The organism is Streptomyces sp. NRRL S-1813 (assembly GCF_000719605.1).
In the GTDB taxonomy this organism is placed as follows: domain Bacteria; phylum Actinomycetota; class Actinomycetes; order Streptomycetales; family Streptomycetaceae; genus Streptomyces; species Streptomyces decoyicus.
The window spans coordinates 884,437-906,642 of sequence record NZ_JOHB01000001.1; the positions used below are offsets into that span (position 1 = coordinate 884,437).

16 protein-coding genes are annotated in these 22,206 nt (G+C 71.7%); 12 read left to right on the plus strand and 4 right to left on the minus strand.

What is annotated here, in order from left to right; translation table 11 throughout:
• Window positions 1-16: 16 nt before the first annotated feature.
• Together gatB and IF67_RS0104030 are read left to right on the plus strand one after the other, a co-directional pair.
• The gene (gatB, locus tag IF67_RS0104025) at window positions 17-1,525 is read left to right on the plus strand and encodes an Asp-tRNA(Asn)/Glu-tRNA(Gln) amidotransferase subunit GatB (RefSeq protein ID WP_030982157.1); all 1,509 of its coding nucleotides are present in this window, start codon (window positions 17-19) and stop codon (window positions 1,523-1,525) included.
• A gap of 187 nt (window positions 1,526-1,712) precedes the next feature.
• Entirely contained in the window at window positions 1,713-2,615 is a 903-nt protein-coding gene (locus tag IF67_RS0104030) for an LLM class F420-dependent oxidoreductase (RefSeq protein WP_030982159.1), read from the plus strand.
• A 61-nt stretch (window positions 2,616-2,676) separates the two neighbouring features.
• Here IF67_RS0104030 and IF67_RS0104035 read toward each other — a convergent pair whose 3' ends face one another.
• Window positions 2,677-3,681, minus strand: a complete 1,005-nt coding sequence (locus IF67_RS0104035) for an aldo/keto reductase (protein ID WP_030982160.1) — start codon at window positions 3,679-3,681, stop codon at window positions 2,677-2,679.
• A 206-nt stretch (window positions 3,682-3,887) separates the two neighbouring features.
• Here IF67_RS0104035 and IF67_RS0104040 point away from each other — a divergent pair, with 206 nt between their 5' ends.
• The 5 genes from IF67_RS0104040 to IF67_RS0104060 all read left to right on the plus strand — a co-directional run bounded on the left by IF67_RS0104040 (window position 3,888) and on the right by IF67_RS0104060 (window position 11,251).
• Window positions 3,888-4,340 (plus strand): phospholipase domain-containing protein, encoded by a 453-nt coding sequence (locus IF67_RS0104040; protein WP_420708602.1) that lies wholly within the window; start codon window positions 3,888-3,890, stop codon window positions 4,338-4,340.
• Between the two features lie 240 nt (window positions 4,341-4,580).
• Window positions 4,581-6,839 carry an MMPL family transporter gene (locus IF67_RS0104045; RefSeq protein ID WP_030982162.1) on the plus strand — a complete coding sequence of 753 codons (2,259 nt, stop codon included), beginning with the start codon at window positions 4,581-4,583 and terminating at the stop codon, window positions 6,837-6,839.
• Window positions 6,840-6,955: 116 nt separating this feature from the next.
• On the plus strand, window positions 6,956-7,609 hold the full coding sequence (locus IF67_RS0104050; protein WP_030982163.1) for a hypothetical protein: 654 nt from the start codon (window positions 6,956-6,958) through the stop codon (window positions 7,607-7,609).
• Window positions 7,610-7,815: 206 nt separating this feature from the next.
• Window positions 7,816-8,013 (plus strand): hypothetical protein, encoded by a 198-nt coding sequence (locus IF67_RS0104055; protein ID WP_030982164.1) that lies wholly within the window; start codon window positions 7,816-7,818, stop codon window positions 8,011-8,013.
• A 139-nt stretch (window positions 8,014-8,152) separates the two neighbouring features.
• Entirely contained in the window at window positions 8,153-11,251 is a 3,099-nt protein-coding gene (locus tag IF67_RS0104060) for a helix-turn-helix transcriptional regulator (RefSeq protein ID WP_030982165.1), read from the plus strand.
• On the opposite strand, the gene IF67_RS0104065 is transcribed toward IF67_RS0104060, so the two are convergent.
• From IF67_RS0104065 to IF67_RS0104075, 3 genes are all read right to left on the minus strand, one after another.
• A complete protein-coding gene (locus IF67_RS0104065; RefSeq protein ID WP_030982167.1) occupies window positions 11,248-11,499 on the minus strand; it encodes a DUF6191 domain-containing protein in 252 nt (83 codons plus the stop codon). The two genes, IF67_RS0104060 and IF67_RS0104065, sit on opposite strands and share 4 nt — an antisense overlap.
• Before the next feature lie 87 nt (window positions 11,500-11,586).
• Complete coding sequence (locus tag IF67_RS0104070; RefSeq protein WP_030982169.1) at window positions 11,587-12,762, minus strand: PQQ-dependent sugar dehydrogenase; 1,176 nt, start codon at window positions 12,760-12,762, stop codon at window positions 11,587-11,589.
• A gap of 345 nt (window positions 12,763-13,107) precedes the next feature.
• Window positions 13,108-14,148: an aldo/keto reductase gene (locus IF67_RS0104075; RefSeq protein ID WP_030982171.1), complete on the minus strand. Its 1,041-nt coding sequence runs from the start codon at window positions 14,146-14,148 to the stop codon at window positions 13,108-13,110.
• A gap of 88 nt (window positions 14,149-14,236) precedes the next feature.
• Between IF67_RS0104075 and IF67_RS0104080 the strand changes: the two genes are divergently transcribed.
• The 5 genes from IF67_RS0104080 to ilvC all read left to right on the plus strand — a co-directional run bounded on the left by IF67_RS0104080 (window position 14,237) and on the right by ilvC (window position 22,167).
• On the plus strand, window positions 14,237-15,199 hold the full coding sequence (locus IF67_RS0104080) for a 2-hydroxyacid dehydrogenase (protein WP_030982172.1): 963 nt from the start codon (window positions 14,237-14,239) through the stop codon (window positions 15,197-15,199).
• A gap of 306 nt (window positions 15,200-15,505) precedes the next feature.
• Window positions 15,506-18,424 carry an EAL domain-containing protein gene (locus tag IF67_RS0104085; RefSeq protein ID WP_030982174.1) on the plus strand — a complete coding sequence of 973 codons (2,919 nt, stop codon included), beginning with the start codon at window positions 15,506-15,508 and terminating at the stop codon, window positions 18,422-18,424.
• Window positions 18,425-18,630: 206 nt separating this feature from the next.
• Window positions 18,631-20,502: an acetolactate synthase large subunit gene (locus IF67_RS0104090; protein ID WP_030982177.1), complete on the plus strand. Its 1,872-nt coding sequence runs from the start codon at window positions 18,631-18,633 to the stop codon at window positions 20,500-20,502.
• Between the two features lie 40 nt (window positions 20,503-20,542).
• A complete protein-coding gene (ilvN, locus tag IF67_RS0104095; protein WP_030982178.1) occupies window positions 20,543-21,067 on the plus strand; it encodes an acetolactate synthase small subunit in 525 nt (174 codons plus the stop codon).
• A 101-nt stretch (window positions 21,068-21,168) separates the two neighbouring features.
• On the plus strand, window positions 21,169-22,167 hold the full coding sequence (ilvC, locus tag IF67_RS0104100) for a ketol-acid reductoisomerase (RefSeq protein WP_030087743.1): 999 nt from the start codon (window positions 21,169-21,171) through the stop codon (window positions 22,165-22,167).
• The last annotated feature ends 39 nt before the right edge of the window (window positions 22,168-22,206 follow it).

Consider the following 22,206-nt stretch of genomic DNA (forward strand, 5'->3'; position numbering starts at 1 on the left):
GAGGGAAAGTTTCACCGTGACTGTCACTGACCTGGTGTCGTACGAGGACGCCCTCGCGACGTACGACCCCGTCATGGGCCTGGAGGTCCATGTCGAGCTCGGCACCAAGACCAAGATGTTCTGCGGGTGTTCCACCACCCTGGGCGCGGACGCCAATGCGCAGACCTGCCCCACCTGCCTGGGCCTGCCCGGCTCGCTGCCCGTCGTCAATGCGATCGGCGTCGAGTCCGCGATCAAGATCGGCCTGGCGCTGAACTGCTCCATCGCCGAGTGGTGCCGCTTCGCCCGGAAGAACTACTTCTATCCGGACATGCCCAAGAACTTCCAGACCTCCCAGTACGACGAGCCGATCGCCTTCGACGGCTACCTCGACGTACAGCTGGAGGACGGGGAGATCTTCCGGGTGCACATCGAGCGCGCCCACATGGAGGAGGACACCGGCAAGTCCACCCACATCGGTGGTGCCACCGGCCGTATCCACGGCGCCCGGCACTCCCTCCTGGACTACAACCGCGCCGGTATCCCGCTCATCGAGATCGTCACCAAGCCCATCGAGGGCGCGGGCGAGCGGGCCCCCGAGGTCGCCAAGGCGTACGTCGCCGAGCTGCGCGAGCTCATCAAGGCGCTGGGCGTCTCCGAGGCCCGCATGGAGCAGGGCCAGATGCGCTGCGACGTGAACCTGTCGCTGCGCCCCCAGGGCACCGAGAAGTTCGGCACCCGTTCGGAGACCAAGAACGTCAACTCCCTGCGCTCCGTGGAGCGTGCGGCCCGGTTCGAGATCCAGCGGCACGCCGCGGTGCTCTCCTCCGGCGGCACGATCATCCAGGAGACCCGGCACTTCCACGAGGAGGACGGCTCCACGACGGCCGGCCGCATCAAGGACAACGCCGAGGACTACCGCTACTTCCCCGAGCCGGACCTGGTGCCGGTGGCCCCCTCCCGCGAGTGGGTCGAGGAACTGCGGGCCACGCTCCCCGAGCTGCCGCGGATCCGCCGCAACCGGCTGCGCGAGGAGTGGGGCATCTCCGAGCACGACATGCAGTCGATCCTCAACGCGGGCGCGGTCGACCTGATCACCGCCACCGTCGACGCCGGCGCGGACTCCGCCTCGGCCCGTAAGTGGTGGATGGGCGAGCTGGCCCGCCGCGCCAACGAGGACGGCGTGGACCTGGCCGCCCTGCCGATCACTCCCGAGCAGGTCGCCCGGGTCACCGCGCTGGTCGCCGACGGCTCCCTCAACGACAAGCTGGCCCGCCAGACCATCGAGGGCGTGCTGGCCGGCGAGGGCGACCCGGACACCGTCGTCGAGAAGCGCGGCCTGAAGGTCGTCTCCGACGAGGGCGCCCTGGGCACCGCCGTCGACGAGGCGATCGCGGCCAACGCCGCCATCGCCGACAAGATCCGCGGTGGCAAGGTGGCCGCAGCCGGCGCCCTGGTCGGCGCGGTCATGAAGGCCACGCGGGGCCAGGCCGACGCGGCGCGCGTGCGCGAGCTCATCTTGGAGCGGCTGGGCGTCGAGGGCTGACGCACCGCCGATCCGGTAGCGCTGAGCGGCCGTCCTTCTTCGGAGGGGCGGCCGCTTCGTCGTCCCCCACCCGATCGGCCCCGGCCGGGGAATACCGGGCCCCCGCCGTCGTGCTGTGATCAAGGAGAAGTCCCCCCAGGGTCCCGGATACGAAGCGGGCTCACAGCGCTCAGTCAGTGGAGGAACGATGCCGCAGCACGCTCTCGCTTCCCGGATCGGCCGGATCGGGGTCTGGCACGGTGGGCTCGGCCAGGTGCCGGGTGCCGTCGCGCGCCAGGCCGCGGCCGAGATCGAGCAACTGGGTTACGGCGCGCTGTGGTTCGGTGAGACGCCGGCCACCGAGTCGATGAGCCTGGCCGGTCTGCTGCTGGCCGCCACGGAGCGGATCACGGTGGCCACCGGCATCGCCAACATCTGGGTCAGGGACGCGTCCGCCGCGCACGCTGCCGCGCAGACCCTGGCCGAGGCGTACGACGGGCGTTTCGTGCTCGGTCTGGGGGCGAGCCACGCCCCACTGGTGGATGCGCGAGGTCACAGCTACGCCAAGCCGCTCGCGGCCGTGCGCGCGTATCTCGACGCGATGGACGCGGCGCCGTACGACGGGACGCCGGCCGACCCGCCGCCCGCCCGGGTGCTGGCGGCACTCGGCCCGAAGATGCTGGAGCTGGCCAGGGACCGGGCGGCCGGTGCGCACCCGTACTTCGTCACCCCAGAACACACCGCCCGCGCCCGCGAGATCCTCGGCGCCGGTCCGCTGCTCGCCCCCGAGCAGGCCGTGCTGCTGGAGTCCGATCCCGCGACGGCCCGCTCGCTGGCCCGTGAACACCACACGCGTTTCTACCTGGAGCTGCCGAACTACACCGGCAATCTGCGCCGCCTCGGCTTCGGGGACGAGGACTTCGCGGGCGGTGGCAGCGACCGGCTGGTGGACGCGATCGTGGCCTGGGGGGACGTGGACGCCGTCCGGCGACGCGTACAGGAGCACCATGACGCGGGCGCCGACCATGTGGCCATCCAGCCGTTGGCGACGGACCGCGGGCTGGGTATCGGCCAACTGCGGGAACTGGCACCGGTGTTGATCAACGACTGAGGGCAGGTGCCGGCGTGGTGGGGGTTCCGGGCGCGGCCCGAAGGCCGTCCCCTTGCCTGCCTCAGTGGCCCAGCCGCTCCAGGGCGGCGAGCGGATAGCGCTCCCCGGACACGGCGCCGTCGGGTACGGCTGCCCGGAGCCGGGCCACCTGCTCAGGGCCGAGCTCGATGCCGGCCGCCGCCGCGTTCTCCTCCAGGTAGCCACGGCGCTTCGTACCGGGGATCGGCACGATGTCCTCGCCCTGGGCGAGCAGCCAGGCGAGGACGGCCTGTGCCGGGGTGCAGCCGAGGGAGTCCGCGGTGGTCCGTACGGCCTGGACGAGCCGCAGATTGCGGTCGATGTTCTCCTCGGCGAACCGCGGCCACCGGCGCCGGGCGTCCTCGGCGGCGAGGTCGTCGCGGGAGGCGAGCGCGCCCGTCAGCATCCCGCGCCCGAGCGGCGAGTACGCGACGATGCCGATGCCGAGCTCCCGGCAGGTCGCCAGCATCTCGCCCTCCACGACGTCGCGGGTGAAGAGGGAGTACTCCAGCTGTACGGCGCTGATGGGATGCGTGGCATGTGCCCGGCGCAGCGTCTGCGGGCTCACCTCGCTGAGGCCGAGGTGGAGTACGGCGCCGGCGGCGACGAGGCCGGCCATCGCACCGACCGTCTCCTCGATGGGGACGGCCGGGTCGCGGCGGTGCATGGAGAAGAGGTCGATACGGTCCGTACCGAGGCGGCGCAGCGAGGCGCGGCACGCCTCGCGCACCCAGGCGGCGGAGGTGTCCACCTCGTTCACCCGGCCGGTGGCGGCGTCGTGCCGCAGCCCGAACTTGGTGGAGAGCACCAGCTCGTCCCGCCGCGCGGCGGGACGGCTGCGCAGCCAGCGGCCGAGGAACTCCTCGTTGGCGCCCCGCCCGTAGGCGTCCGCGGTGTCCAGCAGCGTGACGCCGAGCTCGACGGTGCGGTCGAGGGTACGGAGCGACTCGGCGTCGTCCGGAACGCCGTACGAGGTGGACATCCCCATGCAGCCGAGGCCGAGCGCGGAGACGTTCGGCCCGTGTGTGCCGAGCTGACGCTGCTTCATGATGACTCCGGCCTCCGGCAGTTGGCGACCCGAAGGCCTGAGAAGCGCCTGCGCCGGCCGTTCCCGAAGTTGTCATCCGGCTGCCTGTTGCCCGTCACGGCAGTCCGTTAGCGTCCCCGTCGCACCCTCGCACCCTCGCACCCTCGCACCCGGGCGCCTCGGTCTTCCGGCTGGCCGTACGCAACGACGGGAAGGCCTCCGCGCATCTGGTGCTCTACCCGTACGCGAAGGAATTCGGCGCCCCGCAGCACCGGGACGTGCGGGGCGAGGGGGAGTGGGAGGTGCCGGTCAGGAACGGCACGTACCGCTTCACGGTGACCGGGCCGAACGGCTTCCGGCGGGAGTTCGCCGGGACGGGGCAGGGCGCCGCCGCGGCCGTCAGGATGGGCACGCGGATCGACGCCGGGCGGCGGGAGTTCCATCTGACCGTCACCAACCACAGTCGCACCGACCTCACCTTCACCCTCAGGCCACTGGCGTATACGGACAGCGCGCCGCGCACGGTGAAGGTGAAGGCCGGCAGCATCCGCACCGTCGCCCATTCCGCCGCGGACGCGCACGGCTGGTACGACCTCGGTCTCACGGCCGGCGAGGACATGTCCTTCCGCCGTCGGCTGATGGGGCACGTGGAGAACGGCAAGGAGTCGGTCACCGGCTGAGACGCGGCGGACGGGACGGGGCGGGGAGGCGCAGGGGACGAGCTCCCCATTCCCGACTCTTTGTGGGGAAGTCCACAAACACCTCAAAGGATCTCTCCGGGCTGACACCCTGCACGAAGAGGGGACCCCGCCGCTCCCACCAGGGCATCCGGCGGGCCGCCCTGTCCCCCGTACATCCGCGCTCGGCACCACCCGCTCCCGGGAGATATCGACGCACAACCCGGGAAGCAGACGAGGTCCGTGACCGCTCTGGCTCGGTGGTGCCTCAGGCGCCGCATCGTCGTGATCGTTCTCTGGCTCGCCGCCTTCACGGGGGTCGCCGTCGCCGCGGGAGTGACGGGGTCCGCGTACTCGAACGACTACGAGGTCCCCGGGACCGAATCCGGGCGGGCCTCGGCCCTGCTGGACCGGGCCTTCCCCGGGCAGTCCGGGGACAGCGACAGCATCGTGTGGCACACGGACTCCGCAACGGTCCGCTCCGCCGCGGTCCGCAGAACGATGACGGACACCCTGGAGAAGATCGCCGAGCTGCCCGGCGTCGCCGCGGTGCGGAGCCCCTACGGCGGGCCCGGGGCACATCCGTCCGACGGGCGGAACGGGCGGCAGATCAGCAAGGACGGGCACACCGCCTACGCCTCCGTGCTGTTCGGCCGCTCCACCGACGAGCTGGACCCGGCCCAGGTCCAGAAGGTCGTCGACACCGCGCGGCACGCGTCCGGCGGCGGCCTCCAGGTCGAGCTGGGCGGCGCCGGGATCGCGCTGACCGAGGCGCCGCGCGCCCAGCTCCCGGAGATCATCGGGCTCGGTGTCGCGGCCGTGGTGCTCTTCCTCGCCTTCGGGTCGCTCGCCGCGACCTTCCTGCCGATCGTCACCGCGCTGGCCGCCGTCGGCACCGCCTCGGCCGGCATCACCCTGCTCGGCCACGCCATGACCGTCGCCGACTTCGCCCCGATGCTCGGCATGCTGATCGGCCTCGGCGTCGGCATCGACTATGCGCTGTTCATCGTCACCCGGCACCGCAAGGGCCTGCGTGCGGGGCTGCCGGTCGACGAGGCCGCCGTCCGCGCGGCCGCGGTGTCCGGGCGGGCGGTCGTCTTCGCCGGGGCCACCGTCTGTATCGCGCTGCTGGGCATGCTGATCCTGCGGCTGAGTTTCCTCAACGGCGTCGCCCTCGCCGCGTCGCTGACCGTCGTGCTGACCGTGGCCGCCGCCGTCACCCTGCTGCCGGCGCTGCTCGGACTGATCGGGATGCGGGCGCTGAGCCGGCGCGAGCGCCGGCAGCTGGCCGAGCAGGGACCGCGTCCCGACCGGCCCACCGGTATCGCCGCCCGCTGGTCCGGGTTCGTCGAGCGGCACCCCAAGCTGCTGGGAACGGTCGCCGCGGCCCTGATGCTCGCCCTGGCGCTGCCCGCCTTCGGACTGCACCTCGGCACTTCCGACCAGGGCAACAACCCGGCCGGCTCGACCACCCGCAAGGCGTACGACCTGCTGGCGGGCGGCGGGCCCGGCACCGGACGCGGGAGCGGCTTCGGGCCCGGGTTCAACGGGCCGCTGACGCTCGTCGGCACCCTGGACGGCGCCAAGGACCGGATCGCCTTCGACAAGCTGCCGCACCGTCTGCGGGACACGCCCGGCGTCGCCCAGGTCAGCGCCCCCGACTTCAACGGCAGCCGCAGCATCGGCGTGATCACCGTCGTACCCACCAGCTCGCCGCAGTCCCGGCAGACCTCCGACCTGGTACGACACCTGCGTACGGACGTGCTGCCCGCGGCCGGGGGCGCGAGCACGCTGCGGGTGCAGGTCGGCGGCATCACCGCCAGTTACGACGACTTCGCGTCCGTCATCGTCGGCAAGCTGCCGCTCTTCATCGGCGTCGTCATCGCGCTCGGCTCGGTCCTGCTGCTGCTCGCCTTCCGCAGCATCGGCATCCCGCTGAAGGCTGCACTGATGAACGTCGCCGCGGTCGCCTCGTCCTTCGGGATCGTCGTCGCGATCTTCCAGTGGGGCTGGGGCAGCGAGCTGCTGGGGCTGGGCAGTGCCGGACCGATCGAGCCGTTCCTGCCGGTCATCATGGTGTCGGTGCTCTTCGGCCTGTCCATGGACTACCAGGTGTTCCTGGTCTCCCGGATGTACGAGGAGTGGCAGCTGACGCGCAACAACTGCCGTGCGGTACGGGTCGGGCTCGCCGAGACCAGCCGGGTGATCAACTCGGCGGCGGTCATCATGATCGCGGTGTTCGGGGCCTTCGTTCTCAGCGGCGACCGGGTCATCGCGATGTTCGGCATCGGCCTGGCCTCCGCCGTCGCCCTGGACGCCTTCGTGCTCCGCACGCTCCTGGTGCCCGCCCTGATGCACCTGCTGGGCGGCGCCAACTGGTGGCTGCCGTCCTGGCTCGACCGGTGGCTGCCACGGATCAGCATCGAGCCGCCGCCGGAGCCGGGCACGGCGGCGTGGCTGCCCGGACCGCAGGACGGTGAGAAACCGCTGGTGGGGGTCTAGAACCTGGGTCGGCCCGGCCCGGTTCAGGGGCCGGCGCACGGCGTGTCGCCCGCTCTCGCCCGCCTGCTGCCGCGGTTCTCATCCGAATCTCAGACGCGGCACCTACGGTCGCGCCCATGGGAACGACCAGGACGACCGAGAACCGAACCGACGACGAGACGACCGTGCCGGCGCAGGGGGCCAAGGAGACTGCTGCGATCCCGGAGACCACCGAGGCGGAGGCTGCCGGCAAGGCCGGCGCCAAGGTCGACGAGGAGGCCGACGACAACGCCGCCCTCGCCGCGCAGGACGAGGCCAGTGACCGCGAAGCGGACGACGGCTCCGACCGTCCCGACCGCGACACGTACGCCACCGCACAGCCCGCCGCCGGCATCGCCGCCGGCGCCGGTGCCGTCGTGGCCGCGGGGCTCGGCCTCGCCTCCGTCACCGGCACCTGGCTCGGCACGACACTGGCCGAGCGGGCGAACCTGATGGGCCAGATCAAGGTTCAGTCGGGCAAGGCCCAGGCCGCGGAGCAGATCTCCGCCGTCTACGGCGCCTCCTGGCACACCAACGCCCTCGTCAACGGCTTCTTCGCACTGCTCGCCGTGATCGCCGCCGCGGTGGTGCTGACCCGCTCGCGCGCCACCTGGGTGCGGGCCGTCGCGTGGGGCGGGCTGGCGCTCGGCGTGCTGGGGATCTTGATCTCCGCGGGCATGTACCTCGACCTCTTCGCGAGCATGCCCACCGTGCCCAAGGCCCCCGCGGGCGCCGGCCCCCAGGCTCCGTAAGGCCACCCGGGCCGCTTTCTAAGCACCGTACGGGTGCCGCGGGCGGTGCCTAAGGAGCCCCTGAGCGGCATCACGGGGTTTCTGAGCACCGCCCGGGGCCAAAGATCGGGAACTCTCCCGATGTGGCGGACCCCCCTTGGCGACGAGGCTTGAGCACATCGACAAGCCGTCGGGACACCACCTCACCGCCGTCAGGGGAGAACCACATGCACCGCTCCGAGCTGGAGATGCGGGTCCGCTACGAAGAGCTGCGCCGCGAGGCCGACCGGCAGCGCCTGGTGCGCGAGGCCACCGGGGCCGGGCACGCCGGGCGCCGTGGCACCGCCCGCTCCGGGGAGAACGAACCCGAAGGGCGGGTGAGTGCACGGAGCCGGTGGTTGCGGATCCGCCGCGCCACCGCCTGACCGCGAGACTCCGATGACGTCCCAGGTGGCGGCCCCGCAGCCCGCCCCGCAGCCGTCCGCCCGGCCCCAGGTGCCCTCCGCACCGGGCCGGGCGCTTCGCATACCGGAAACCACTGCCGGATTGTCAGACCTCTGTGCGATGCTCACCGGCGTGGAGACCAGGTCCGTCAGTCCCGTGTTCGTCGGCCGCGCGGCCGAACTCACCGCGCTGGGGGACGCGCTCGCCCGCATCGAGGCGTCCGGCGAGCCCCAGGCCCTGCTGATCGGCGGTGAGGCCGGGGTCGGCAAGACCCGCCTCATCGAGGAGTTCACGGAGGCCGCCCGCGCCCGGGGCGCGCTCGTCGCGCTCGGCGGCTGCATCGAGATCGGCTCCGAGGGCCTGCCCTTCGCGCCCTTCTCCGCGATCCTGCACACCCTCAACTGGCATCTGCGCGACGAGCTGGCCGCCGCCGTCGCCGGCCAGGAGGGCGAACTCTCCCGCATCCTGCCCGAATTGGGAGAGGCCCCCGGCGAGGCGCATGACGAGGAGATCGGCCGCGCCCGCCTCTTCGAGCTGACCGCCCGCCTCCTGGAGCGCCTCGCCGCCCACCGCACCCTCGTCATCGTCATCGAGGACCTCCACTGGGCCGACCGCTCCACCCGCGAGCTGCTCGCCTACCTCCTGAAGGCCCTGCACGACGCCAACGTGCTCCTGGTGGCGACCTACCGCTCGGACGACATCCACCGCCGCCACCCCCTGCGTCCCTTCCTCGCCGAGATCGACCGGATGCGCACGGTCCGCCGCGTCGAACTCGCCCGCTTCACCCGCGAGGAGGTGCGCTCCCAGATCGCCGGGATCAACGGCAGCGATCCCGGGGAGGACACCGTCGACCGGGTCTTCAAGCGCTCCGAGGGCAACGCCTTCTTCGTCGAGGAACTGGCCCGCGGCCTCGCCGACGGCGCTCTGCACGGCCTCAGCGACCCGCTGCGCGACCTGCTGCTGGTGCGCGTCGAGGCGCTCCCCGAGGACACCCAGCGCGTGGTGCGCACGGCCGCCGAGGGCGGCTCCACGGTCGAGCACGAACTCCTCTCCGCCGTCTGCCGGATGCCCGAGGACGACCTCATCGAGGCGCTGCGGGCCGCCGTCGGCAGCAACACCCTCGTGCCCACCCAGGACGGCACGGGCTACCGCTTCCGGCACGCCCTCGTCCGCGAGGCCGTCGTCGACGACCTGCTCCCCGGCGAGCGCACCCGCGTCAACCGCCGCTACGCCGAGGCCCTGGAGGCCAACCCCGCGCTGGTCCGCGCCGATGTCTGCGCCGCCCGGCTGGCCAGCTACTGGTACAAGTCCCACGACGCCGCCAAGGCGCTGCCCGCCGTCCTCGCCGCCTCCGTCCAGGCCCGCCGCCGCCATGCCTACGCCGAGCAGCTGCGGCTGCTGGACCGCGCCCTGGAGCTGTGGGACGACGCGCCGACGGAGGTCCGCCAAGGAGTGCGCCCGGTCGACTACGCCGAGGCGTACCCGGCCTGTGGCTGCCATGACGGCGACGCCCTGCGCTTCCTCGACCTCCTCGCCGAGATCGCGGTGGCCGCCCGGCTCTCCGGCGACAACGAACGCGCCTTCACGATCGTCAAGCGCGCCCTGCGCTCGCTGCGCGGCGAGAGCGACCCGCTGCGCACGGCATGGTTCCTGGTGCAGCGCTCCCGGCTCTGCCAGGGCACCGGCCGCGGCAACGGCTGGGAGGACCTGGGCACCGCACAGGAGCTGATGCGCGGCCTGCCCCCCTCCTCCGTGCACGCCGAGGTGCTGGCCGCCGTCGCCAGCTGGGCGGTGCTGCACGAGCCGGGACCGGAAACCTTCGCCACGGCCGAACGCGCCGTGGAACTCGCCCGGTTGGTGGGCGACGAAGAGGCCGAGCTCAACTCCCGGCTGACCCTGGCCTGGCTGCGGGTCGACTCCGGCGAGGTCGACGAGGGCCTCGCCGACTTCCGTACGTGCCTCGACCGCGCCGTCGACCGCGGCTACTTCGCCGTCATCGCCCGCGGCCATATCAACCTCCCGTCCACCCTGGAAGGCGTCGGCCGCTCCCGTGAAGCCGTCGAGGTCACCGAGCGGGGCGTCGAACTCACCACCCGCTACGGCCTCAAGGACAGCACCAGCTGGGTGCTGGGCAACCGCGCCGAATCCCTCCAGTCACTGGGCCGCTGGGAGGAGGCGGGCCGGGCCGTCGCGGACGCCCGCCGCCTCGTCCAGAACCCCCGTGCCATCGCGCTGACCGCCAGCCGCCGCGCCGATCTCGCGCTGAACGAGGGCGATTTCGCCGGCGCCGAACGCGAACTCGCCGTCGCCCAGGAGTACTACGGCACCCACGACCCGCAGCCGCAGAACGCCATCGTCATGGCGCGGCACGCCCTGCGGATCGCCGCCCGGCAGGGCCGCATCCTCGACGCCCGCAGCATCCTCCAGCAGGCCCTGGACGCCGGCTTCCCGCCCGGCACCCACCGCTACGCCTGGCCGCTGCTCTGGTCGGCCGCCACCGCCGAGGCGGACGCCCGCGGACTGCCGGCCGCCGAGCCGGGCCGGGGCCCGGTGCTCGCCCGCATCCGGGACACCGCCAAGAAGCTGCCCCGGCTCTGCCCGGTCTGGACGGCCCACGGCCTCGCGGTCGACGCCGAACTCCGCCGTGCCGAGGGCCGCGAGACCCCCGACTCCTGGGCCGAGGTGGTCGCCGCCTTCGAGCCCCTGGAGCGTCCGCACGAGCTTGCCAGGGCCTGCTACCGCTGGGCCGAATCACTCCTCCACGGCAGCGAGCGGGCCACGCTCGGACTGCACGGCCGCACCCCGCGCGAGACCGCCGTCCTCCTGCTCACCCAGGCACACACCGCTGCCACGGCGATGGGCGCCCGCCCGCTCGCCGATGAACTCGAACTCCTCGCCCAGCGCGCCCGCATCCCCCTGCCCGGCCTGATACCTGCCGCCGCGACGGAAGCAGCCGTCGCGGCCGGCCGGGGCGCGGCCGGACAGCCCGCATCCGCCGGCGCCGCATCCCTCGGCCTGACCCCGCGCGAACGCGATGTGCTGCGCCTGGTCGCCGACGGACGCAGCAACCGCCAGATAGCCGACGCCCTGTTCATCTCCCCGAAGACCGCCAGCGTCCATGTCTCCAACATCCTCGCCAAACTGGGCGTCTCCGGCCGCGGCGAGGCGGGCGCCGTGGCACACCGCCTGCGCCTGTTCGGCGAGCCGACGCCCGGCTAGGGCGTGCCCTCCGGCTCGGACGGCCCCTGGGCCTGTTCCGGGTCCTGGGACCGTTCCGTGTCCTGCTCCCGGCCCCGGTCCTGCCGCTGCCCGGGTGCCCTGACCACGACGGTCCCCGAGGAGAGGTCGATCGGGCCCTTCCCGGGATCGCCGTCACCCACGTCATCGACGACGAGCGACATCTTCTGCCGCTCCTCGTCGGTGTGCTTGCGCCCCGGCGCGAACAGTTCCTCCGCGATGTTGAACATGGTGCCGTGCCCCCCTCTTCGGTTGAGGCGCACCCGTCCCCCTGCCCCCGAGTGTAGGCAGCGCACCCGAAAAGGGGACCAGCCGGATCAGCTCACCTGGAGACGGAGAATCCGGTCATCGCCCTTGTGCGGGGTGCCCCGTCCGTCCGTGTTGCTGGTGACCAGCCACAACGCACCGTCGTCGGCCGCCACGACGGTCCGCAGCCGCCCGTAGGTGCCCTTCAGAAAGGCCTGCGGAGCGGCCACCGGCTTCGTCCCGTTCAGCGGGATCCGCCACAGCCGTTCGCCGCGCAGCGAAGCCATCCAGACCGAGCCCTTGGCGTAGGCGATGCCGCTGGGCGAGGCGTCTGCGGTCTTCCACACCTCGACCGGGTCCATGAACCCGGAGCCCGCCGCGCCACCCTTGGCCTTGCCCTCGGCCTTCGGCCAGCCGTAGTTCCTGCCCGGCTCGATGACATTGAGCTCGTCCCAGGTGTCCTGCCCGAACTCCGAGGCCCACAGGCGCTTGTCCTCGTCCCAGGCCAGCCCCTGCACATTGCGGTGGCCGTAGTCGTACACCACCGAATCCGCCTCGGGGTTGCCGTGCGCCGGTTCGCCGTCCGGCGTCATCCGGAGGATCTTGCCGCCCAGGGACTGCTTGTCCTGGGCCAGCCCGGTGTCGCCGGTCTCCCCCGTGCCGGCGTAGAGCATCTTGTCCGGGCCGAAGGCGATCCGCCCGCCGTTGTGGATCTGGCCCTTGGGGATGCCCTTGAAGATCGTGTCGGGCGCGCCCAGCTGATTGCCCTGCGGGCGCTTCTCGTCGTAGTTCATACGGGCGATGCGGTTGTCGGACGCGGTGGTGAAGTACGCATAGACCTGGTGGTCCGCACCGAACGTCGAGGACACCGCGATCCCCAGCAGCCCGCCCTCGCCCCCCGGGTCCACGCCCGGCACCGACCCCAGCTCGGTGATCTTCCCGCCGTGCGCCGCGACCCGGACGATCTTCCCGGTGTCCCGGGAGGCGACCAGCAGATCCCCGCCCGGCAGCACCGCCACGCCCCACGGCGACTTCAGGCCGGTGGCCAGCGTGCCGGTCACCTTCACCGAGCCCTTGGCGGGCGGCGCGGTGGACGACGGCGTGGCGCCCGCCGAGGCACCGGCGCCGGGGCTCTTCGACGGTGCGGAACTCGCCCCGCCCTGGGGCTGCGTGCCGCCGGACGAACAGCCCGCTGCCAGGAGCAGCGAAGCGGCGGCCAACACGGCGGTCTGGGAACGGCGTTGCACGGCAGGGGTCCTCTCGTCGGCAGGGCGTGGACAAGAACACCACATCGCGGCCCCGCCGCGCCGCGCCTTATCGGTTCCGGAACCACTCCCACCAGCCATGATCCGGCCGGTGCGGCCGTGTCGCGAGCGGGACCACGGGGTGCCGGACCGCCGCCGCGCCGCGGGAATCCGCCGGGCGTCCCTGGCGCGCCGGATACCCCGGTACGCCGGGACCCCTGCCGCGCCGCCCTCCCCGAGGACCACGCCGGGCCGACCGCAGTACGTCGACGTCGGCCTCGGTGCGTCCACCTCGGCAGGCCGGCCTCGGCAGGCCGGCCTCGGCAGGCCGGCCTCAGCAGGACGAGCTCAGTACCAGGACCCGCGTGCCGGCGGCAGCGCGGCGATCTCGGCCAGGTCCTCGCGTGTGAGCGTCAGCTCCGCGGCCTTGGCGTTCTGTGCGGCCCAGCGTTCCTTCTTCGTGCCCGGCACCGGGACCACATGCCGGCCCTGCGCGAGCGCCCACGCCAGCGCCACCTGTCCCGGCGTCGCACCGTACCGGGCGCCGACCCGTCGCAGCCCGGCCACCACCGGCTGGTTCGCCGCCATCATCTCGGCGGTGAAGCGGGGGTGACGGGCCCGTGTGTCCTCCGGTTCGAAGCCCTGCCCCGGAGTGAGGGTGCCGGTCAGATAGCCGTTTCCCAGCGGCATCGCGGCCAGGAAGCCGACGCCCCGCGCCTCGCACCACGGCAGCAGGGCCTCCAGCGCCTCCGGCGACCACACCGACAGCTCCGCCTGCACACTGCTGACCGGGAACACCTGCTGGATGCGCTCCAGTTGGGCCAGTGTGCCGTCGTGCATCCGGGAGCGGGGGCGCCCCCTGCCGCCTGCCGGGCGCCGCTCCGTACGGGCCGCGCGGGCCGGCCGTACCGCCCGCGCACCCACCGCACACAGCCCCAGCGACCGCACCTTCCCCGCCGCCACCAGCTCCGCCATCGCCCCCCAGGTCTCCTCGACCGGCACCTCGGGATCGGCCCGGTGCAGCTGGTAGAGATCGATACGGTCGGTCTGGAGCCGGCGCAGTGAGGCGTCGCAGGCACGCTTGACGTAGCCGGGCCGTCCGTTGGCGACGATGTGCTGCTCGCCCACCAGCAGCCCGCACTTGGTCGACACGAACGCGTCCGGGCGCCGCTCCTTGAGCACCCGGCCCACCAGCAGCTCGTTGGTGAAAGGGCCGTACATATCGGCGGTGTCCAGCAGGCTGCACCCCCGGTCCAGTGCGGTGTGCACGGCCCGCAGCGAGCTGTCCAAGCTGCGCTGCGACTCGGTGTACCCCCAGCTCATCGGCATACAGCCGAGCCCTATGGCGCCCACTTCGAGAGCCGCCGCACCGATTGTCCTGCGCTCCACCTGGTTGTGCCTCCGTCCCCTCGCCCCCGGTCAAGGGCCTGACCAAACTAACGTCTGTGCAGAACGTCTCTTCGCATAGCCTGCGGCCATGGCAACCGCAGACCAGCGCACCAAAGCGAACGACGTATGGCTCCCGATCCCGCCCGACGAGATCGACGGTCTCCCCGGCGGTCTCCAGTACGTCCACTGGGACGCCGGCCCCGACTACCCGGCCGACCCCGCCCGGTGTGCCTTCTACGCCGTCCCCTACATGAAGGGCGCGGAGGTCAGCCTGCGCCCGCTGTCCCTGATGAGCCGGGTACGGGTGGTGCAGACCCTCACGGCCGGTGTCGAGCACATGCTCCCCGGGCTGAAGCGGATGCCGGCCGGTGCCCAACTGTGCAACGCCCGTGGGCTGCACGACGCCAGCACCGCGGAGCTGGCGCTCACCCTGATCCTGGCCGCGCTGCGCGATATCCCGGGCTTCATTCGGGGCCAGGACGCGGGGGAGTGGCGGCACGGCTTCCGGCCGGCGCTCGCCGACAAATCGGTCCTCATTGTGGGCTATGGTTCGATCGGCAGTGCCATCGAGGACCGGCTCACACCTTTTGAATGTGCGCGGGTGGCGCGCGTCGCGCGCACCGCGCGTGACACTGTGCGCGGTCCTGTGCATCCACTCTCCGACCTTTCCGCCCTCCTGCCCGACGCGGACGTGGTCGTGCTGGCAACTCCGCTCACCGACACGACGCGTGGCCTGGTCGGAACCGATTTCCTGGCGCGGATGAAGGACGGCGCACTGCTCGTGAACATCGCGCGCGGCGCGATCGTCGACACCAAGGCGCTGCTTGCCGAACTGGAATCCGGACGGCTGTGCGCCGCACTCGATGTCACCGATCCGGAACCCCTGCCCCCGGGGCATCCGCTGTGGCACGCTCCCGGCGTACTCATCACTCCACACGTCGGTGGCCCCAGCTCTGCCTTCCTGCCCCGTGCGAAGCGGCTGCTGCGCGACCAGTTGGCGCTTTTCGCGGCCGGCGAGCCCATGCGGAACGTGGTCACCACCGCCGATTGACCGCTTGCGAGTAGCGCTACGAGGCCGTACGACTGCAAAGAGTGCACACTCCGCGCTGCCAGTCACGCTCCGTAGAGACACTATGTCCCTGAGTGACGGAACTGGTGTATCGTCCCGAGCGGGGACGACGCCGGGAAGGACGCGGCGTGATAGCGAACGATCCGGAACTCGAGGGGGGCGACGGGCGATGTACAGCCGATGGATGATTCGCGAGAAGCGCGATCCACGAGCGCCCACGGGAATACTGCGAGGCCCCCAGGCGCACCGCTCCCGACGACGCCCGGTACAGGTGAGGGGAAGAGTCCGGTGAGCGCCCCCGGGGCGATGCTCTCCCGGCCGCCGGCGCCGGCCGGCAATCCGCCGGGCGCGGTACCGCAGATCGTCCTCGCCGTGGTCTGCGGCGGCTATGCCGTCGGTGCCGCCTTCGGCTGGGGATCGCCCGAAGTCGCCGCGTTCATGGGGGACTTCGGACTCAGCTTCGCGGCGTTCCTGGCGGCCTTCTCCTGCGGTCTGTACGCCCGCAAGCGCCGCAGCCGGTTCCGCCCGGCATGGATGCTGTTCGCCGCCTCGTCCGGGATGGCCGGGCTCGGCAACGCCGTATGGGGCTGGTACGAGGTCGTCCAGGGGACCGAGGTGCCCAGCCCGTGCCTGGCCGACTTCTGCTTCCTGCTGTTCGCGCCGCCGGCCATCGTCGGTCTGCTGGTGCTCGCCAAGCGGCCGGTGACCAGGGCCGGTTGGGTCTGCCTCGGCCTCGACTCCTGGCTCATCGCGGGGTCGCTGGTCACCCTGTCATGGAGCCTCGCGCTCGCCCACACCGCCCACTTCCAGGACCGCAGCGTGGCCCAGAGCGCGCTGTCGCTGGCCTACCCGCTGCTGGACATCGTGCTGGTGAGCATGGTGCTCGCGCTGCACTTCCGGCGCTCGTCGGTGCACCGCTCGGCCATCAACACCGCCGTCGCCGCACTGGCGCTGACGGTCCTGTGCGACGCCCTGTTCAGCTCGCCGCTGCTGCGCGAGCACTACCGCTCCGGGCAGATCCTGGACGCCGGATGGTTCGCCGGCTCGATGCTGCTCGCGTACGCGCCCTGGGTCGCCCGCCGCGCGGGGGACGAGGCCCCCGAGGAGGAGGCCGAGCCCGCCGCCCGCCGGGTCCCGCTGCACGGCAGCCGCCCCATCGCGGGCTCGCTCGCCGCACTGACCCCGTATCTCGCCGCCGCCGTCTGCACCCTGGGCATCCTCACCAACGTCCTGGACGGGCGGCGCATCGACCGCGTGGTGCTCTTCACCGGCTGCACGGTCGTGCTGGCGCTGGTCGTCCGCCAGGGCATCATGCTGCTCGACAACATCACCCTCACCCAGGAGCTGGCGCAGAAGGAGAATCACTTCCGCTCCCTGGTGCAGGGCTCCAGCGACGTCATCATGATCGCCGCCCCGACCGGTGTGCTCCGCTACGTCAGCCCGGCCGCCGCCGGTGTCTACGGCCGCGACGCCGAGGAACTGGTCGGCTCCGAGCTGGCCTCGCTGATCCACCCCGAGGACCTGGGCCGGGTGGTGCACGAGGTCCGCAGATTCCTCGCCGCCGCCCCCGAGGACGAACCGACCACCCGCATCGAATGCCGCTTCCGCGCCGGTGAACAGCGCTCCGGCGGCGACGGCTGGCTGAACGTCGAATCCACGGTCAACCGCCACCACGGCGGCCTGATCTTCAACTCCCGCGATGTCACCGAACGCGTCCGGCTACAGGCCCAGCTCCAGCACAACGCCTCGCACGACGCTCTTACCGACCTGCCCAACCGCGCACTGTTCACCGAGCGCGTCACCCAGGCCGTCACCGGCCGCCGGGCCAGCGACCACGACACCGCCGTGCTCTACATCGACCTCGACGGCTTCAAGCAGGTCAATGACACCATCGGCCATCAGGCGGGCGACGAACTGCTGGTGCAGGCCGCCCGCAGGCTCGGTGACTCGGTGCGCTCCGGGGACATAGCGGCGCGGCTGGGCGGCGACGAGTTCGCCGCGCTGATCACCGGCGACGGCACCCGCGACCGGGCCGCCCGTGAGTTCCGCATCCACGAGATCGCCGACCGGCTGCGCATCAAGCTCTCCGAGCCCTATCGCATCGACGGGCGGGACGTACGGGTGGCGGCCAGCATCGGCGTCGCCTTCGCCGACCCCGGGGTGAGCCCCGCGGGCCTGCTGCGCAACGCCGACCTCGCGATGTACCGCGCCAAGCAGGCCGGCAAGGGCCGGGTGGAGCTGTACGCCCCCCAGATGCAGAGCGAGGTGGCACACCGCGCCGAACTCGCCACCAAGCTCCGTACGGCCCTGCACGAGGGTGCCTTCACGCTGCTGCACCAACCGGTGGTGGAGCTGGCCGGCGGCCGGGTCACCGCGGTCGCGGCCCAGGCCCGCTGGCGCTCCGCCGAGGGCATCCTCTTCACTCCGGCCGAATTCCTGCGGGTCGGCGACCGCGGCCGGTTCGCCGACGACGGCGACCGCGCCGCGGAGCTGGACCGCTGGCAGCTGGAGGAGGCCGTCGAGCAGGCCGCGGCGCGCCACCGTGCCGGCTACGCGGTCCCGGTCGCGGTCCGGCTCTCCGCCCGCCGGCTGCTGGACCACGCGCTCTCCCCCAAGGGAGTCGAGTCGCTGCTCACCCGGCACGGCCTGCCCTCGCGCGCGCTCGTGCTGGAACTGTCCGAAAGTGATTCCCGCATCCCGCTCGACGACCTGGAGCGCCGGCTGGTGGCGCTGCGCCGCCTCGGCGTACGGATTGCCCTCGACGGCTTCGGCAGCGGGTATGCCGCCATCAGCGCACTGCGCCGGCTCCCGGTCGACGTCCTGCGGCTGGACCGTGGGCTGGTGGACGGAGTGGTGGAGTCCGCCCGGCTGCACAAGATCACCGCAGGGCTGCTGCGGATCGCCGGAGACCTGGGCATGCAGTCCGTCGCGGACGGTGTCGATCTGCCCGAGCAGGTCCTCGCGCTGCGCTCCATGGGCTGTACGCACGGCATGGGCATGGCCTTCTCCGGGCCGCTCGACGAACACCGGCTGCGGCGGTCCCTGACGCACGCCCACTATCCGGTGCCGGACCTACCGGGTCAGAGCCGTGCGGTGGTGCTCACCGGCAGCGGACCGCCCGTCCGGCACGGCGGACTGGCGGGTCCGGATTCGCTCGTGCATCCGCCATTGCGCTCAAATAGTGAGACCTCCGTCCCACCCACTTGACACTCGGTGCGCGGCGGGGGGAGGGTCAGTGCCATGCGCACCCGAATTCTCGTACTTGGAAAGCGCGTCGGCTGAAGCTGGTACCTGACGAAACCAGCTCATCGCACCGACGCGCTCCCCTCGCTTGCCACCTGGCACGGGGGGTTTTTTGTTGCACAGCAACCTCACAAATCCGTCAAAACCCTCACCTTCGAGAAGAGACGCAGATGACCGAGCAGGCCTCCGGGGCCCACCATCCGCAGCCGCGGTCCCGTCACTCAGGCGGACCGCAGCAGCCCGCCGCCGTCGAGCACGTCACGGGCGCGCAGTCCCTGATCCGTTCGCTCGAGGAGGTCGGGGCCGACACCGTGTTCGGCATTCCCGGCGGTGCGATCCTGCCTGCGTACGACCCGATGATGGACTCCTCGAAGGTCCGGCACGTCCTGGTGCGCCACGAGCAGGGAGCGGGCCACGCGGCCACCGGCTACGCCCAGGCCACGGGCCGGGTCGGGGTGTGCATGGCGACCTCGGGCCCGGGTGCCACCAACCTCGTCACCCCGATCGCCGACGCGCACATGGACTCCGTCCCGCTGGTGGCGATCACCGGCCAGGTCGCGTCCAAGGCGATCGGCACGGACGCCTTCCAGGAGGCGGACATCTGCGGCATCACGATGCCGATCACCAAGCACAACTTCCTGGTCACCGACCCGGCCGAGATCCCCCGGACGATCGCCGAGGCGTTCCACATCGCGGCCACCGGCCGTCCGGGCCCGGTCCTGGTCGACATCGCCAAGGACGCCCTCCAGGCGCAGACCACCTTCGCCTGGCCCCCGCACACCGAGCTCCCCGGCTACCGCCCGGTGACCAAGCCGCACGCCAAGCAGATCCGCGAGGCCGCCCGGCTGATCGTCGAGTCCAGGCGCCCGGTGCTCTACGTCGGCGGCGGCGTGATGAAGGCCGGTGCCACCGCCGAGCTGAAGGTGCTCGCCGAGCTGACCGGCGCCCCCGTCACCACCACCCTGATGGCGCTGGGCTCCTTCCCCGACAGCCACCCGCAGCATGTCGGGATGCCCGGGATGCACGGTGCGGTCACCGCCGTCACCGCGCTCCAGAAGTCGGACCTGCTGATCACCCTCGGCGCCCGCTTCGACGACCGGGTCACCGGCAAGCTGGACTCCTTCGCGCCGTACGCCAAGGTCGTGCACGCGGACATCGACCCGGCGGAGATCGGCAAGAACCGCGTCGCGGACGTGCCGATCGTCGGTGACGCCCGCGAGGTCATCGCCGACCTGATCGTCGCCGTCCAGGCCGAGTACGACGCCGGCCACCGGGGCGACTACAGCGCCTGGTGGAAGGACCTCAACCGCTGGCGCGACACCTACCCGCTCGGCTACGACCTGCCGGAGGACGGCAGCCTCTCCCCGCAGCAGGTCATCGAGCGGATCGGCCGGCTCGCCCCCGCCGACACCATCTACGCCGCGGGCGTCGGCCAGCACCAGATGTGGGCCGCCCACTTCATCGACTACGAACAGCCCTCGACCTGGCTGAACTCCGGCGGTGCCGGGACGATGGGGTACGCCGTCCCCGCCGCGATGGGCGCCAAGGCCGGTCAGCCGGACCGTACGGTCTGGGCGATCGACGGCGACGGCTGCTTCCAGATGACCAATCAGGAGCTGGTCACCTGCGCGCTGAACAACATCCCGATCAAGGTCGCGATCATCAACAACGGCGCGCTGGGCATGGTCCGCCAGTGGCAGACCCTCTTCTACAACCAGCGCTACTCCAACACCGTGCTGCACAGCGGCCCCGAGTCCGACGGCCTCGTGACGGCGGGCAAGGCCAGCGGCGGCACCCGCGTCCCGGACTTCGTGAAGCTGTCCGAGGCCATGGGCTGTGTCGCGATGCGCTGTGAGGACCCGGCCGAGCTGGACGCGGTCATCGCCAAGGCCAATGCCATCAATGACCGCCCGGTCGTGATCGACTTCATCGTCCACGAGGACGCCCAGGTGTGGCCCATGGTCGCCGCCGGCACCTCCAACGACGAGGTCATGGCCGCCCGGGGCGTGCGTCCCGACTTCGGCGACAACGAAGACGACTGAGCCCAGGACGTCACGGACGCACGGAAGAAGAGAGAAGACCATGTCCAAGCACACGCTCTCCGTCCTGGTGGAGAACACCCCCGGCATCCTCGCCCGGATCGCCGCGCTGTTCTCCCGCCGCGGCTTCAACATCGACTCGCTCGCGGTCGGGGTCACCGAGCACCCCGACATCTCCCGCATCACCATCGTGGTCAGCGTGGAGTCGCTGCCGCTGGAGCAGGTCACCAAGCAGCTCAACAAGCTCGTCAACGTCCTGAAGATCGTCGAGCTGGAACCGGGCGCCGCGATCCAGCGCGAACTGATCCTGGCCAAGGTCCGCGCCGACAACGAGACGCGCTCGCAGATCGTCGAGATCGTCCAGCTCTTCCGCGCCAAGACCGTGGACGTCTCGCCCGAGGCCGTCACGATCGAGGCCACCGGATCCAGTGAAAAGCTGGAGGCGATGCTCAAGATGCTGGAGCCGTTCGGCATCAAGGAACTGGTCCAGTCCGGCACCATCGCCATAGGCCGCGGCGCCCGCTCCATCACGGACCGCTCACTGCGGGCCCTGGACCGTTCGGCCTGACCTCGCGTTCCATCCGGACCGCATGGCGAGACCCCCCGACTTTTCCCGCCCCGCCCGACGTACTGTGTGGGCACCCCGCTAGATCCAAGGAGATACCCGAAGTGGCCGAGCTGTTCTACGACGACGATGCCGACCTGTCCATCATCCAGAACCGCAAGGTCGCGGTCATCGGCTACGGGAGCCAGGGCCACGCCCACGCGCTGTCCCTGCGCGACTCGGGTGTCGACGTGCGCGTCGGTCTGCACGAGGGCTCCAAGTCCAAGGCCAAGGCCGAGGAGCAGGGCCTGCGCGTGGTGACCCCCGCGGAGGCGGCCGCCGAGGCCGACGTCATCATGATCCTGGTGCCGGACCCGATCCAGGCCAAGGTCTACGAGGAGTCCATCAAGGACCACCTGAAGGACGGCGACGCGCTGTTCTTCGGCCACGGCCTGAACATCCGCTACGGCTTCATCAAGCCCCCGGCCGGCGTGGACGTCGCTCTCGTCGCCCCCAAGGGCCCGGGCCACCTGGTCCGCCGCCAGTACGAGGAAGGCCGCGGCGTCCCGTGCATCGCGGGCGTCGAGCAGGACGCGACCGGCAACGCCTTCGCGCTCGCGCTCTCCTACGCCAAGGGCATCGGCGGCACCCGCGCCGGCGTCATCAAGACCACCTTCACCGAGGAGACCGAGACCGACCTGTTCGGTGAGCAGGCCGTCCTGTGCGGTGGCGCCTCGGCGCTGGTCAAGGCCGGCTTCGAGACCCTGGTCGAGGCGGGCTACCAGCCCGAGATCGCGTACTTCGAGTGCCTCCACGAGCTGAAGCTGATCGTGGACCTGATGTACGAGGGCGGCCTGGAGAAGATGCGCTGGTCGGTCTCCGAGACCGCCGAGTGGGGCGACTACATCACCGGCCCGCGGATCATCAACGAGAACACCAAGGCCGAGATGAAGAAGGTGCTCGCCGAGATCCAGGACGGCACCTTCGCCAACAACTGGATGGCGGAGTACAACGCCGGCCTGCCGAAGTACAACGAGTACAAGAAGGCCGACGAGGACCACCTGCTGGAGACCACCGGCAAGCAGCTGCGCAAGCTGATGAGCTGGGTGGACGACGAGGCGTAAGCCGAACGGACAGGGGGTCGCGAAGCCACTCGCGGCCCC